General features: G+C 65.3%; 12 protein-coding genes. 10 read left to right on the top strand and 2 right to left on the bottom strand.

The features are described 5' to 3' along the window. The 8 genes from ACP5E6_RS08645 to ACP5E6_RS08610 all read left to right on the top strand — a co-directional run. The coding region (locus tag ACP5E6_RS08645) for a 5-oxoprolinase/urea amidolyase family protein (RefSeq protein ID WP_427953828.1) at positions 1-2,419 on the top strand (2,419 nt) is incomplete at its 5' end. Further along, on the top strand, positions 2,416-4,209 hold the full coding sequence (gene atzF / locus ACP5E6_RS08640) for an allophanate hydrolase (protein ID WP_427953827.1): 1,794 nt from the start codon (positions 2,416-2,418) through the stop codon (positions 4,207-4,209). The genes ACP5E6_RS08645 and atzF, both read left to right, overlap by 4 nt. Continuing rightward, the gene (locus ACP5E6_RS08635; protein WP_427953826.1) at positions 4,206-5,207 is read left to right on the top strand and encodes a fatty acid desaturase; all 1,002 of its coding nucleotides are present in this window, start codon (positions 4,206-4,208) and stop codon (positions 5,205-5,207) included. The genes atzF and ACP5E6_RS08635 overlap by 4 nt, the downstream gene beginning before the upstream one ends. Next, positions 5,204-5,443 carry a hypothetical protein gene (locus ACP5E6_RS08630; RefSeq protein ID WP_427953825.1) on the top strand — a complete coding sequence of 80 codons (240 nt, stop codon included), beginning with the start codon at positions 5,204-5,206 and terminating at the stop codon, positions 5,441-5,443. Before ACP5E6_RS08635 ends, ACP5E6_RS08630 begins: the two co-directional genes overlap by 4 nt. After that, on the top strand, positions 5,440-6,216 hold the full coding sequence (locus ACP5E6_RS08625) for an N-acyl homoserine lactonase family protein (RefSeq protein ID WP_427953824.1): 777 nt from the start codon (positions 5,440-5,442) through the stop codon (positions 6,214-6,216). Before ACP5E6_RS08630 ends, ACP5E6_RS08625 begins: the two co-directional genes overlap by 4 nt. Positions 6,217-6,275: 59 nt before the next feature. Next, positions 6,276-7,064 carry an ABC transporter permease gene (locus tag ACP5E6_RS08620; RefSeq protein ID WP_427953823.1) on the top strand — a complete coding sequence of 263 codons (789 nt, stop codon included), beginning with the start codon at positions 6,276-6,278 and terminating at the stop codon, positions 7,062-7,064. Beyond that, on the top strand, positions 7,061-7,906 hold the full coding sequence (locus ACP5E6_RS08615; RefSeq protein ID WP_427953822.1) for an ABC transporter ATP-binding protein: 846 nt from the start codon (positions 7,061-7,063) through the stop codon (positions 7,904-7,906). The genes ACP5E6_RS08620 and ACP5E6_RS08615 overlap by 4 nt, the downstream gene beginning before the upstream one ends. Then, positions 7,903-8,874: an ABC transporter substrate-binding protein gene (locus ACP5E6_RS08610; RefSeq protein WP_427953821.1), complete on the top strand. Its 972-nt coding sequence runs from the start codon at positions 7,903-7,905 to the stop codon at positions 8,872-8,874. Before ACP5E6_RS08615 ends, ACP5E6_RS08610 begins: the two co-directional genes overlap by 4 nt. A gap of 324 nt (positions 8,875-9,198) precedes the next feature. On the opposite strand, the gene ACP5E6_RS08605 is transcribed toward ACP5E6_RS08610, so the two are convergent. Together ACP5E6_RS08605 and ACP5E6_RS08600 are read right to left on the bottom strand one after the other, a co-directional pair. Continuing rightward, positions 9,199-10,047: an alpha/beta hydrolase gene (locus tag ACP5E6_RS08605; RefSeq protein ID WP_427953820.1), complete on the bottom strand. Its 849-nt coding sequence runs from the start codon at positions 10,045-10,047 to the stop codon at positions 9,199-9,201. Beyond that, positions 10,047-11,306, bottom strand: a complete 1,260-nt coding sequence (locus ACP5E6_RS08600) for an amidohydrolase/deacetylase family metallohydrolase (protein WP_427953819.1) — start codon at positions 11,304-11,306, stop codon at positions 10,047-10,049. The genes ACP5E6_RS08605 and ACP5E6_RS08600 overlap by 1 nt, the downstream gene beginning before the upstream one ends. A gap of 144 nt (positions 11,307-11,450) precedes the next feature. On the opposite strand from ACP5E6_RS08600, the gene ACP5E6_RS08595 reads away from it, so the two are divergent. Both ACP5E6_RS08595 and ACP5E6_RS08590 read left to right on the top strand, forming a co-directional pair. Continuing rightward, the gene (locus ACP5E6_RS08595; protein WP_427953818.1) at positions 11,451-13,799 is read left to right on the top strand and encodes a xanthine dehydrogenase family protein molybdopterin-binding subunit; all 2,349 of its coding nucleotides are present in this window, start codon (positions 11,451-11,453) and stop codon (positions 13,797-13,799) included. Then, positions 13,796-14,384 (top strand): FAD binding domain-containing protein (locus ACP5E6_RS08590; protein WP_427953817.1); only part of this gene is annotated, 589 nt, incomplete at its 3' end. The genes ACP5E6_RS08595 and ACP5E6_RS08590, both read left to right, overlap by 4 nt.

Below are 14,384 nucleotides of genomic sequence, written 5' to 3'. Positions count from 1 at the left end.
CGACGATCTGCGGATCGACACCTGGATCGAACCCGGCACGCCGATCACCCCGTTCTACGACCCCACCCTCGCCAAACTGATCGCCACCGGCCCCACCCGCGACGCCGCGATCGACCGCCTGTGCGCCGGCCTCGCCGCCACCACGATCCACGGCGTCGCCACCAACCGCGACTATCTGATCGCAGCCCTCGCCCGGCCCGACTTCCGCGCCGGCACCATGACCACAAACAGCCTCGCGGACCATGCCGCCCCGTCGCGCAGCGTCCGCGTGCTGGACCCCGGCGCGCAATCCTCGCTGCAATCCATCCCCGGGCGGCGCGGCTACTGGCATGTCGGCATTCCGCCCAGCGGCCCGATGGACGCACGCAGCGCCGCCCGTGCCAACGCCATCCTCGGCAACCAACCCGACGCCGCCGTGCTGGAATGCACCCTCACCGGCCCGCGCCTGCGGTTTCGCGGCCGGGCCGTCATCGCCCTGACCGGTGCGGCCATGGCAGCCGACATCGACGGCATGACGATCCCGCACGAGACCGCCGTCACCATCGAACCCGGCCAGACCCTCGCACTCGGGGCCATCACCGGGTCCGGCCAGCGCAGCTATCTCGCCGTCGCCGGTGGCTTCGCCGCCGCCGCTTACCTCGGCTCGACCGCAACCTTCACCCTCGGCGGCTTCGGCGGCCACGCCACCGGTGCGCTGCGAGCGGGCGATGTCATCGGCCTCGCCGACGCCCCCACGACCCCGGCAATCCCACCCCCCTCCATCCCCGACCCGATCACCCAGGACCCGATCACGGGCAACTGGCAGATCACCCTCATCCCCGGCCCGCACGGCGCACCCGATTTCTTCACCGAATCCGACATCGCCACCCTGTTCACCGCCCCCTACGAGGTTCACCACAACTCCGCCCGCACCGGCGTGCGCCTGATCGGCCCGAAACCCGCCTGGGCGCGGGCGGATGGCGGCGATGCCGGCCTGCACCCCTCCAACATCCACGACACGCCCTACGCGATCGGCGCGGTCGATTTCACCGGCGACATGCCGATCCTGCTCGGCCCGGACGGTCCCTCGCTCGGCGGTTTCGTCTGTCCCGGCGTCATCGCGTCCGATGAATTGTGGAAACTCGGCCAGCTCCGCCCCGGCGACCTCGTCCATTTCACCCGCGCCGATGCCGACCCGATCATCCTGCACCGCTCCGACACCATGACCATCCGCCGCGCCGGCGATGCAAACATCCTGATCGAATTCGGCGCGATGACGCTGGATTTCGCCCTCCGCCTGCGCGCCCACGCCCTGCAATCCGCCCTCGCCGCGCAGAACCTGCCCGGCATCATCGACCTCACCCCGGGGATCCGCTCGCTGCAAATCCATTTCGACCCCGCCCGCCTCGACCGCGCCACCCTGCTCGGCCTGATCCGCGCCCTCGAACCGGCCCTGCCCGATCCCGAAAGCATGACCGTGCCCTCCCGCATCGTCCACCTGCCGCTGTCGTGGAAAGACAGCGCCGTGCTGCTGGCGATGCGCAAATATCAGGAGACCGTGCGCGAAGACGCCCCCTGGTGTCCCGACAACGTCGAATTCATCCGCCGGATCAACGGCCTCGATTCCGAAGCCGATGTCCGGCGCATCGTGTTCGACGCCGATTACCTCGTCCTCGGCCTCGGCGACGTCTATCTCGGCGCCCCGGTCGCCACCCCGATCGACCCGCGCCACCGGCTGGTCACCACCAAATACAACCCCGCCCGAACCTGGACGCCGGAAAACGCGGTCGGCATCGGCGGGGCCTATCTCTGCGTCTACGGCATGGAGGGACCCGGCGGCTACCAGCTGTTCGGCCGCACGATCCAGATGTGGAACAGCTTCGCCAACGGCAGACCCCCCTTCGGCGACACCCCCTGGCTGCTGCGCAATTTTGACCGTCTGCGCTTCCATCCGGTCAGCGAGGCCGAACTCGCCGAAGCCCGCGCCGCCTTCCCCCACGGCCGCTACCCGATCACCATCGAGGAGGGCAGTTTCTCCCTTGCGGCCCACAACGCCTTCGTCGCCGCCAACGCCGACCCGATCGCCACCTTCCAGACCAGCCAGCGCGCCGCCTTCGCCGCCGAACGCGCCGCCTGGGTCGAGGCCGGGCTCGATACCGCGCCTTTGCCCGAACTCGCGCCGATCACCGCCGAGCCGCCGCTCGCCCCCGGCACCCGAAGCGTCGCCGCACCGGTGCCCGGCAGCATCTGGCAGGTGCTGCACGGGCCGGGCGACCGGGTCGAAGCCGGAGATTCACTGATGATCGTGGAATCGATGAAAATGGAAGTCCGGGTCCCCGCCGATGTGTCGGGCGTCGTCGTCTCGGTCGCGGCATCGCCCGGTCAGGTGGTCCGCGCCGGCCAGCGCCTGGCCGTGATCGCCATGGATGCCGCCGCATGATCCAAGCCCCGCTCGACATCGCGACCCTGCGCCGGATGATCGATCAAGGCCAGTTGACCGTGCCGGATCTGGTGGCAACCCTGCACGACCGCGCCCGCGCCTATCCCGATCCGGCGGTCTTCATCACCCTGCGCGACCGCGCCGACCTGCTGGCCGAAGCCGCCCTGGTCGACCCCGCCCTGCCCCTCGCCGGCATGGTCTTCGCGGTCAAGGACAATATCGACGTCGCCGGACTGCCAACAACGGCCGCCTGCCCCGCCTTCTCCTCCGTGCCGGCGAAGGATGCCACAATCGTCGCCCGCCTGCGCGCCGCCGGCGCCATCCCGCTCGGCAAGACCAATCTCGACCAGTTCGCCACCGGCCTGAACGGCACGCGATCGCCCTACGGCGCGCCCCGCTCGGTGTTCGACGATACCTACATCTCCGGCGGCTCCTCATCGGGATCGGCCGTCGCGACAGGTGCCGGCCTCTGCGTCTTCGCCCTCGGCACCGACACCGCCGGCTCCGGCCGCGTCCCCGCCGGGTTCAACAATCTGATCGGCCTGAAACCGACCCGCGGCCGAATTCCCGCAACCGGCGTCGTCCCAGCGTGCCAGAGCCTCGACTGCGTCAGCATCTTCGCCAATTCCGCCGCCGATGCCGCAATCATCCTCGCGATCGCCGAAGGCCACGACCCCGACGATCCCTACAGCCGCAAGCCGGCCGAGACCACCCTGCCATCCCGCCCCCGCATCGGCATCCTCGCCCCCGACGAACGGGTCTTCGCCGATGACACCGCCTACGCCGCCCTGCACGAAGCAGCCCTCGCCCAGGCAACCGCACTGGGATGGACCCTGGTGGAGATCGACTACGCGCCGTTCCGCGCGGCGGCGTCCCTGCTCTACGAAGACGCCTTCGTCGCCGAACGCCTCGCCGCCATCCGCCCGTTCTTCCGCGCCCATGCCGACGCGATGGACCCCGTCGTCGCCGCGATCATCGAAGGCGCCGAACGCTTCGACGCGGCGGACGCCTTCCTCGCCGCCACCCGCCTGCAAGCTCTGCGCCAGCGGACCGACGCCATCCTCGCCGGCATCGATACGCTGCTGCTGCCGACCAGCCCCACAATCTACACCGTGGCCGAATTGCGCGCCCAACCGATCGCCCGCAACGCCATGCTGGGCCGCTACACCAATTTCGTGAACCTGCTCGATCTCGCAGCAGTGGCGTTCCCCGCCGGCTTCCGCCCGGACGGCCTGCCCTTCGGCATGACCCTGATCGGCCCCGCCTTCAGCGACCGCGCCCTGCTTCACCTCGCCGATGCGCTCCATCACGCCATCGGCGCGGGTGCCGGCGTCACCCGCGCCTCCCCCACCACCCGCCTGCCCCGCGCCGTCGACGATCGCATCTCCCTCATCGTCGCCGGCGCGCATCTCTCCGGCATGGCGCTGAACCACGAACTGACCACCCGCGGCGCGATCCTCGAGGAAGCCACCACCACCGCCCCGGCCTACCGCCTGTTCGCCCTCGCAACCACACCGCCGAAACCCGGGCTGGTGCGCGATGCGGCCAGCACCGCGACCATCGCGGTGGAACGCTGGTCGCTCACCCCCGCAGCCTTCGCCAGCTTCGTCGCATCCCTCCCGCCCCCGATGACCATCGGCAAAGTCGAACTCGCCGACGGCACGCTCCACCCCGGCTTCTGCTGCGAACCCGACGCCCTCGCCGACGCGATGGACATCACCGCCCACGGCGGCTGGCGCGCCTACCGCGCCAGTATCGCGAAAACTTCGATTCAGGAACCAACCTCATGATTAGTCTGTTTCGCTACCGCGACGGCATCATCCTCAACCTTGCGGCACTGACCTACGCCGTCATGGGCTGGATCGGTGGCATCATCCTGATCGCCGGCGCCGGCCCGATCGGCACGATCTGCGGGATTCTGCTGATTGCCCACACGCTCGCGATCAGCGCCTATCTGATCCATGAATGCGAACACGGCACCATCTTCGCCCGCACCCGCAACAACGACCGTCTGGGCGCCGCCCTGGCCTGGATGTCGGGCGCCTGCATCGCACCTTATGCCGGGCTCAAGGAAAAACACCTCCGCCACCACGCCGACCGTCTCGATGTCGTCAGTTTCGACTACCGCGCCGTCCTGCACGCCGCCCCGTCCTGGTTCCGCACCGCCGTGCTCGCGCTGGAATATGTCTATGTCCCCGCAGTGGAATACCTCATGCGCGGCCTGATCATTCACCACCGCTGGCGGCTCGGCGGTGCGGCACGCGCCCGCCTCATCGCGGTCCTCGCGCTGCGCATGGCGGCGTTCGCCGCACTCGGTCTCGCCGCACCCGCCGCCCTCGCCGCCTACGCCATCGCCTACGCGATCTTCCTGCATATCCTGAGGTTCGAGGATGCGTTTCAGCACACGTTCGACGTCTACCACGCCCCCGATCTACATGCCGCCCCCACCGCCATGATCCGGGACCGCGCCTACGAACACGCCAACACCTATTCCGACGTGGTCAGCGCCGATCACCCCTGGTTGAACCTGCTGGTCCTCAATTTCGCCTATCACAACGCGCATCACGCCAAACCCGCCGAGCCCTGGTATCGCCTCGCGAAACTGCACCGAAAACTCTACGCCGACGATCGCACCCAGGTCCTGCCCGTCCGCTCCCTGCTCGCAAGCTACCATCACTACCGGGTCGCCCGCGTCCTCGCCTCCGACTACGGCAACGTCGCCCCCGAGGGCGATCGCGCGGCAGGCTTCCTCGGCGCGGTCGGCGTGTCGTTCCTCACCGCATCATGATGACACTCACAGCCCTATCGATCCTTGGCGCGCAACACGGCTGGACAAGACAGCGAAGACTCTTCTTTTTTGTGAACAAAAAAGAAGCAAAAAAAACTTTGTTCGTTTGGTCCGTGCCGGTTTCAACGCTGATGGAACAGATCAAAAAAGTTTTTTGCTTCTTTTTTTCAAAAAAGAAGCCCTTCCTGACCTTACGCGAAGCGACCGCCGCCATCGAGAAACAGGCGTTCGCATGACCGCCGTCCGCAAATTCTGGCCCCTGCTCACCGGCACCTACACCTACGACAAGTCGATCTCGACCCGGAACCGCGGCATGGGGACGAAAATCGAGGCCCCGATCCTCGCCTACCTGATCGAAACCACCCAGGGCCGGATTCTCTACGATGTCGGCTGCGACTATCGCAAGATCGACGATCCCGCCCTGCGCGCCCGCTACTACGGACATCTGCCGTTCCCCCCGCCGGACATGCCGGACGATCACCGTCTCCCCGCCCGTCTGCGCACGCTCGGGCTCGACCCGCACGACATCGACCTCGTCTTCCTCGGTCACCTGCATTTCGACCATGCCGGCGGCCTGCACGATTTCGCCCATGCCGACATCCACGTCCACGCGGCCGAACGGATCGCCGCCGATGAACCCGGCGCGCGCGGCTATTTTCCGGACGATTTCGCCGCCGATTACCGATGGCGCCTCCAGAACGGCGAATACGATCTGGTCCCCGGCGTCACCGCGATCGAAAGCCCGGGCCACACCGCCGGCCATATGTCGATGCTGATCGAACGCCCCCACGGCGCCCCGATCCTGCTCTGCGGCGACGCGGCCGACCTCGTCGAGAATCTCGAACACGAAATCGCCCCCGGCCTCTGCTACCGCGACGACGAAGACGCCGCACTCGCCTCGATCCGCGCCCTGAAATCCCGCGCCTGCGCATGCGGCGCACATCTCTGGCCCAACCACGACCTCGATTTCTTCCGCACCCAGGACAGGTTCCCCCAATGGCTGGAATGACCGACGACATGACGGACGATCTCGCCCACCCCCCGCTTCCGTCCGCGGACCGATCCGCAATGACCCGCCCGCCGGTCTGGGTCGTGCGCGGCGAGCTCGACCGCCGGCGCTATCTCGGCATGGCGACCGCGAGCTTCCTCGGCCTGCTCGCCCTGTGGTGGGCGGTGGCGGCCAGCGGTTCGGTCAACCCGCTGTTCCTGCCCGGCCCGGTCGCCGTGATCCGCGCCCTGATCGACTGGTGGCAGACCGGCAATCTGGTCAACGACATCGGCATATCGGTCTACCGGGTGATGGCCGGCTTCGCCCTCTCGGCGGTCATGGCCGTGCCGCTCGGCCTGTTCATCGGCGCCTACCGGCCGGTGCGCGCCCTGTTCGAACCGATGATGGAATTCGCCCGCTACCTCCCCGCGGTCGCCTTCGTGCCCCTGGTGCTGCTCTGGTTCGGCCTCGGCGAATCATCGAAAATCGCGCTGATCTGGATCGGCACCTTCTTCCAGATGGTCCTGATGATCTCCGAGGACGCGAACCGCGTGCCGATGGCGCAGATCGAAGCCGCCCGCACCCTCGGCGCCACCAACCGCGAGATCATGCGCCTCGTCATGCTCCGCTCGGCCATGCCGGCGATGCTCGACACGCTGCGGATCACCCTCGGCTTCGCCTGGACCTATCTCGTCGTCGCCGAACTCATCGCCGCCAATTCCGGCCTCGGCTACGCCATCCTCCGCGCCCAGCGCTTCCTGCAGACCGACAAGATCTTCGTCGGCATCATCCTGATCGGCCTGATCGGCCTGCTGACCGACCAGATCCTGCGCCGCCTGCACCGCTTCATGTTTCCGTGGCTGCAATGACCAATTCCGTCGTCCTGCACGGCGTCTCGAAAACCTTCCCCGGCGGCTTCGAAGCGCTCCGCCCGATCGATCTCGCGGTCGAACAAGGCAGCTTCACCGCCATCGTCGGCGCATCCGGCTGCGGCAAATCCACCCTGCTGCGCATCATCGCCGGGCTGGAAACCCGCACCGCCGGCCGCATCCTGGTCGATGGCCAACCCGTCACCGGCCCCGGGCGCGACCGGACCATGGTGTTCCAGGATTACAGCCTCTACCCATGGCTGACCGTGATGCAGAACATCCGCTTCTGCCGGTCCCTCGCCGCCCACGCCCACGATGCGACCGACAGTGAAATCGGCGATGCCACGCGCCGCAGCGTCGCCCTGCTCAACCTGATGGGTCTCGCCCGCGTCGAACACGCCTACCCCAGGCAGCTCTCCGGCGGCATGCGCCAGCGCGTCGCCATCGCCCGCGCCCTGATGGCCAAACCCGCCGTCCTGCTGATGGACGAACCCTTCGGCGCGCTCGATGCCCAGACCCGCGAAGTCATGCACGATCTCATCCTGCACGTGAAATCCGCCGAGCGGAAAACCATCCTCTTCGTCACCCACGATGTCGAGGAAGCGATCTACCTCGCCGACCGCGTCGTGGTCATGGCGCCGCACCCCGGCCGGATCGATGCGATCGAGGATGTCCCCTTCACCACCCGCCACCGCGACCTCCGCCTCGATCCCGCCTTCATCGCCCTCAAACGCACCATCACCGACCGTATCCGCGCCACCGCCGGCATGTCCGCCGATCTCGAAGGACTGCGCTCCCTCACCGAACCCGCAACCTCTCACCATTCTGGGAATCAACCATGAACGCTTACAAACTCGCCGGCCTGCTCGCCGCCACCCTGTCGCTCACCGCACCCGCCGCGCAGGCCGCCACCCCGGTGACCTTCGCGATGAACGCCTGGATCGGCTTCGCCCCGCTGTTCGTCGCATCGGACAAGCATTTCTTCGGCGCCTACCCGATCAAATTCGTCCATATGGAAACCGGCATCAACGCCGCCGTCGTATCGGGCTCGGTCGATTCCGCCGACCTCTCGATGAACCAGGTGATCGGCGACCATCTCAAAGGCTTCGACATCAAAATCGTCATGCCGATCGACTATTCGAACGGGGCCGACGCCATCGTCGCGAGCAAATCGATCACCTCGGTGGCGGATCTGCGCGGCAAGACCATCCCGCTCGACACCACCTCCTATTCCGAGCTTCTCCTCGCCTACGCGCTGCATCAGGCCAAACTCACCCTGGCCGATGTGAAATCGACCAACATGCCCGCCTCGGATGTCCCGGCCGCACTGATCGGCGGCCATGCCGAAGCAGGCGTCACCTGGGCGCCGCATATCTCGCTGGTCACGGCCAACCCGAAGTTCCACGCCCTCTTCACCTCGGCCGCGGCACCCGGCCTGATCACCGACAATTTCGCCGTCAAGACGAGCTTTCTGAAAGCCCACCCGGCCGCCATGCCGGCCATTATCAGGGGATTTCTCGAAGGCAGTAAGTATATCAAATCCCATCCCACGGAATCCTATGCCATTATCGGCAAAGCACTCGGTATCTCACCAGCCGATGCAAAAGCACAGTACAAGATGGTCATTAATCCAACACTTGCTGAGATGAAGTATATGATGACGGGGTCTGGTCATTTTAAGATTATACCCTATAAAGCGAACGTCGCGCTTGTTACAAAATTGATGAAGCTGCAAGGCGAAATTAAGTCAAATCAGTCGGTTGTGGAACCAAGTTTGTTTGATTCAAAATATGTATCCTCGATGAAATAGAGGGATATCTAAATTTTTATTTAGTGACGGATAATTAATGTTTTATTGTAACGTCTAAATGATGACTCCGTCACTATTCGTAGAAAACTACATCATTTTTATTATTAAAGAGGTAACTTATTGTGAAAAATATCGAAATTTTTAGTGTGTTATTTTATGAGAGCGTTTTCTCGTCATTCAAGTGCGTCTCCGCAGGGATGGACGTTGGTGATCAGGCGGCGGATCGAGTTCCTCAGTCCGGAGACGGTTCGCTCAGCGGCCTTGGGGCTAATCGCCCCACCCAGCTGTCTCATTGCCGTTGACCCGTTCCCGAAGTGCGATCATTCAAGTGCCGGGTACCATCATCATCGCTAGCCGTACGAGGTCGCCATCGGGCGCACGCAGTTCATCAAGTATCGTAAAATGATTCGCCCCCGCTACCGGCATCAGCGGCCCCGGTGCGTGATGCGCCGCACGGTGACGATGCAAGGCCCGGCTGTCCTCCACCAAAGCCGGGACCTCGCGTGAGCCATAGGCAATCGCCAAGGGCTTTTGAACTGGTGGCCGTCGCAGGGGCGAGAACGTCTCGATTTCCTGGTCCGACAGATGCAGATTCTCATCGAGATAGGTGTCGCGTAGCGGGCCGAGTTCGAAAACGCCGGAAATCGCAATCCCCGCCGTCACCCGCGAATGCCCGAAACATGCGGCTGCCAGATGTCCTCCAGCCGACCAGCCAGACAGTATGACGGGCCCGGTCACACCGTGTTCCGCCCCCTGCGCCGCCAGAAAATCCAGCGCCATATCGATTTCGGCAACGATCCCCCCGAAGGAAATATCCGGAGCCAGTGTGTAGCCGGGCATCGCGCAGGACCATCCGCGCGCCAGCACACCTTCGGCAAGGCATGCGAATTCCTCGTGCCGGTTGCGCTGCCAGTAGCCGCCATGGATGAACACGAGGCACGGCGCCCCGGGCTGCCCGGCCGGGTAGATGTCCCACAAATTGCGCTCACGCTCGCCATAACGCAGGCCGAGTGCACCTGTGTGGCGCGCCCGGAATGCGCGCGACGCTGCGATCCGCGCCTCGTTAAGTGCTGGACTGTCTGCAACCGCCGCGCTGTTATTGTAGGCGAGGTTTCGCGCCTTGCGGCTCATCGTACCCCAGTTACGGTGCGGCGCCGCCTCGATGGGAGCCATCACGCGGCCACCGGGATAGGTGCCGGTACCAGCGGGCTGGACACGTCGAACCGCCGGCCCTCGCGGAACGCCATCACCGGCACGATCATCTCGGAGGCCGTGACCTTCATCCCGCTATTGTCCGCCAACTCGAAACGCCCGGTTTCCAGCTTCAACACGGACACATCGGCTACCATCCCCGGCCGTAGCGCGCCGATCTCGTGGTCAAGCCGGAGCATTCGCGCCGGGTTTGCCGTGACCGTCGCCACCACGTCCGGCAGCGTCATCCCGAGTGTCAGCATCTTGGTCATCGCATTGGTCAGGTTGAATGGCGCCACGCCGAAGAACGGATTGATCTTGCGGGTCTCGTTATCTGTCGCATCGGGTAGGCGAACATTGTAGCCGTGCATGTCCGCGCCGAGCGTATAGGGCCGGATTCCAGCTTCCATGACCTTCCGTGCCATCTCAAACGAAAAATGCGAACCGTGGCCAACATCCACCGTGACCCCCCGCTCGAGAGCTTCCCACACCACCGGATGCACCATGCCGGTTTCGGTGGAAACGAATCCACCGGGATGGCGGGTGAACGGATGGGCCAGAATGTCGCCCGGCTCCATGATCGGTATGAGCGCCCGTACCACCTCGTCCGGATCGAGCGACACCCCGTCTTTTTCCGGCCAAAGCTGGCCGAGATGGATATAAAGCGGCAGCCCCGCCTCACGCGCAATTTCCTTGCCGATGCGGATGACATCGAGCCCCCACCGCGAGGCGCCACCGATCTCGGCATGCGCCTTCACGCCACGCACCAGATCGGCATTCTCCCGTGCCGCACGCACCGTGTGTTCGACGTTGAGTTGCCCTGGGCCGTAAAGCTCGGGATAGAGATGCCCTTCCAGCCCGCCCACCAGATAGGCGGAAATGAAGCACAATACCCGCGTCTGCGCGGGGGCGGCGATGAAATGGCGGAAGCCGCCGATCGTCATGCAGCTCGGGCCGCCTTGATCCACCACCGTCGTCACGCCGGAGCCCACGCCGACAAGATCGGGATCAAGCCCGAACTTCCCGGTCACGTGCTGGTAGACGTGCCCATGGGTATCGATCATGCCCGGGATCACGACGCGCCCGCTCATGTCCAGCGTTTCGTGCGCGCCGTCCGGCATATCGCGACCCACTGCGAGGATCCGACCGTCAGAGATCGCAACATCGGCTATTTCGTCCCGGCCTGAGGCCGGGTCGATCACGCGTCCCCCGCGCAGCAGCAGATCACATGTCCGGTCCATGACTTGACTCCTCGCCAGCGACCGCCCCGCCGGCGGCCGGATGTTTCATCATCGGTTATCGCAATCAGGGCTTGCCAGATCAGCCATCAGTATGCTGACAATAGAAACAGCGTGCAAGACTTCTTTCCGACCGCGGGAGACGATATGACCGTTCAGGCCGAAATCCGTTCCGGCGTCGGCGCGTCGGTTCGTCGCAAGGAAGACGACCGCTACCTCCGCGGCCGCGGCGAATACGTGGCCGATATCAAGTTGCCCGGCATGAAAGACCTCGTCTTCGTCCGCAGCCCGCTCGCCCATGCTATGGTCGGTGCGATCCGCAAGCCCGCAGGATTTGAGGATGTCGTCTTCACGGCTACGGATCTTCCAGAAATTGCACCGATAACCGCCCTGTCGGGACTGCCTGGTTTCAAAGCGTCCTCCCAACCAGCACTTGCAACCGGCAAAGTACGCCATGTCGGCGAGGCGGTCGCCGCCTGCCTTGCCGATAGCCGCGCCGCTGCCGAAGACATCGCCGCTCTGGTTGAAGTGGACTACACGGAGCTTCCGGCCATCGTCGACATGCTTGCTGCCCGCGCTGCTGGCGCCCCCCTGGTGCACGATAGCTGGGCCGACAATGTCATCCTCGAATCCAGAATTGAAGCCAACATCGCCGCCATCCGGGCCGAAGCCCCCGTGGTCGTCCGGCGCACGTTGCGTACTGCGCGCCAGTGCATGTCGCCCATCGAAGGGCGGGGCGTCGTTGCCGTGTGGGATCGGCGACTGGAACAACTCACCCTGCATAGCTCAACCCAGATGCCCCATATCATCCGCACCGGTCTCGCCGGCTGTCTGGGTCTAAGCGAGGACCAGGTCCGGGTGATCGCCCCGGATGTCGGCGGCGGGTTCGGCTACAAGGGCATCCTGCTGCCCGAGGAGCTTTGCGCCGCTGCCCTCGCCTGCCGACAAGGGCATCCGGTCCGCTGGATTGAAGATCGGCGCGAGCAGCTTGCCGGCAACGCCAACTGCCGCGAGCACCATTACGAAATGACGGCTCATGCCGATCACGATGGCAGACTCATCGCGCTTACGGCAAATGCGACCGTCGATGCTGGGGCGTACTCGATCTATCCGTTTTCGTCCTGCCTTGAAGCGGCACAAGTCGCGAGCATCCTGCCCGGCCCCTATGTCATGGACGCCTATCGCTGCGTCACATGGTCCGCGGCCACCAACAAGCCGGGCATCGTACCCTATCGCGGCGTGGCCCGCGCCGGCGTCTGCTACGCGATGGAAACGATGATCGATGCCATCGCCCATGAAATCGGGATCGAACCGCATGAGGTGCGGATGCGCAATCTGGTGCCGTCCGACGCCATGCCGTTCGACAACATTACCGGCAAGCATTTCGACAGCGGCGACTATGGCGAATGCTTGCGTCGCGTGGTCGCTTGTATTGATGTCCCGGCGATACGCCAGCGACAGTCGCAAGCGCGCGGACCCGAGCGCATCGGCCTCGGCTTCGCAATCTTCTGCGAGCAAGCGGCGCACGGTACCTCGGTCTATCACGGCTGGGGTATTCCAATGGTCCCCGGCTATGAGCAGGCAACCGCGCGGCTGACACCGGATGGCGGACTTGAAGTGCGAGTCGGCATCCAGTCGCATGGCCAGGGGCTGGAGACGACGCTCGCGCAAGTCGCGCACGAACGGCTTGGTATCCCGATCGAGCGCATCCGTATCGTGCACGGCGACACCGCGCTGACGCCCTATTCGACCGGCACCTGGGGGTCGCGCTGCATGGTCATGGCCGGTGGCGCCGTTTCCGCTGCGTGCAAGGCGCTCGCGGTGCGGATCGGGCGGATCGGTGCGCATCTGCTGCAGGTTCCGCAGGACGCCATCGTGGTCGGCGGCAATCTCGTCAGGGCCGGCGCCGCCTCCGTCACCATCGGCGATATTGCGGCGACCTGGTATCTGCGCCCGCAGGACCTGCCGCCCGATCTGGCCTCTGGCGGACTGGAGGTTACCGAAGGTTACCGCACGATACGGGATACCGGAACCTTCAGCTATGCCGCCCATGCCGCAGTGGTTGCCGTCGATATCGAGATGGGTGACGTCCGCATCCTCGATTACGTGGTCTGCGAAGATGGTGGTGTTCTCGTCAACCCGATGATCGTGGATGGGCAGGTGATCGGGGGTATCGCGCAGGGGATCGGCACGGCGCTCTACGAAGAGATGCCGTTCGATGAGGCCGGTCAGCCCCTCGCGACGACGCTCGCTGAGTATATCCTGCCCGGTGCCACCGAAGTCCCGAACGTGCGGATCGAACACATGGAAACCCCTTCGCCCTATACCGAGTTCGGCCAGAAGGGCATCGGTGAGGGGGGTGCCATCGGACCGCCGGCCGCAATCGCCAATGCGGTCAACGACGCACTGCGTGGCATCGGTGCGCGGATCGATCGCCTGCCGATCACGCCGCACCGTGTTCTCGAAGCCGTGCTCGCAGCGAAGGCGGGCTCGTGAAGCCGGTCGCCTTTACCATCGCCCCGGCGGCGTCACTCACGGAAGCATCCACGATACTGGCCGCTGACAGGGCGGCGAGCGCCATCGCCGGCGGCCAGTCACTGATGCCGATGCTGAACCTCCGTCTCGCCCGTCCCGCGATGCTGGTTCCCCTCGCGCCGATCACCGCCCTGCACGGCGCTGACAGCGATGGCAGCCATATCACGATCGGCGCCGCCATGACGCATGGGATGATCGCGGACGGTGCTTGCCCTGACCTGCCAGGCAACATCCTCGCCGGTATCGCCGAAGGCATTGCCTATCGCGCGGTCCGCAACCGCGGCACCATTGGCGGCAGCCTTTGCCATGCCGATCCGGCGGCAGACTGGCTCTGTACCCTGACCGCGCTCAACGCTGAGATGCTGACGTTTCATCCCAACGGCGGGCGGATCATTCCGATCACTGAGTGGTCGATCGGCGCCTTCCGCACGGTGCTGAAGCCGGGCGAGATCCTGCGCGCGGTTCGTGTTCCCCGCCCGTCCACCGCAGCGCGTTGGGCCTATCGCAAAGCCTGTCGCAAACCCGGGGAATTTGCCCACGCCATGG

Source organism: Acidiphilium sp. (genome assembly GCF_049977125.1).
In the GTDB taxonomy this organism is placed as follows: Bacteria; Pseudomonadota; Alphaproteobacteria; order Acetobacterales; family Acetobacteraceae; genus Acidiphilium.
Note: the sequence above shows the minus strand (reverse complement) of the source record. Positions and strands in the feature narration are given on the sequence as shown.

What these genes read in the sequence shown, in the direction of transcription:
- atzF (WP_427953827.1), top strand. Translation starts at nt 2,416, where the DNA reads ATGATCCAAGCCCCGCTCGACATCGCGACCCTGCGCCGGATGATCGAT.
- ACP5E6_RS08635 (WP_427953826.1), top strand. Translation starts at nt 4,206, where the DNA reads ATGATTAGTCTGTTTCGCTACCGCGACGGCATCATCCTCAACCTTGCG.
- ACP5E6_RS08630 (WP_427953825.1), top strand. Translation starts at nt 5,204, where the DNA reads ATGATGACACTCACAGCCCTATCGATCCTTGGCGCGCAACACGGCTGG.
- ACP5E6_RS08625 (WP_427953824.1), top strand. Translation starts at nt 5,440, where the DNA reads ATGACCGCCGTCCGCAAATTCTGGCCCCTGCTCACCGGCACCTACACC.
- ACP5E6_RS08620 (WP_427953823.1), top strand. Translation starts at nt 6,276, where the DNA reads ATGACCCGCCCGCCGGTCTGGGTCGTGCGCGGCGAGCTCGACCGCCGG.
- ACP5E6_RS08615 (WP_427953822.1), top strand. Translation starts at nt 7,061, where the DNA reads ATGACCAATTCCGTCGTCCTGCACGGCGTCTCGAAAACCTTCCCCGGC.
- ACP5E6_RS08610 (WP_427953821.1), top strand. Translation starts at nt 7,903, where the DNA reads ATGAACGCTTACAAACTCGCCGGCCTGCTCGCCGCCACCCTGTCGCTC.
- ACP5E6_RS08605 (WP_427953820.1), bottom strand. Translation starts at nt 10,047, where the DNA reads ATGGCTCCCATCGAGGCGGCGCCGCACCGTAACTGGGGTACGATGAGC.
- ACP5E6_RS08600 (WP_427953819.1), bottom strand. Translation starts at nt 11,306, where the DNA reads ATGGACCGGACATGTGATCTGCTGCTGCGCGGGGGACGCGTGATCGAC.
- ACP5E6_RS08595 (WP_427953818.1), top strand. Translation starts at nt 11,451, where the DNA reads ATGACCGTTCAGGCCGAAATCCGTTCCGGCGTCGGCGCGTCGGTTCGT.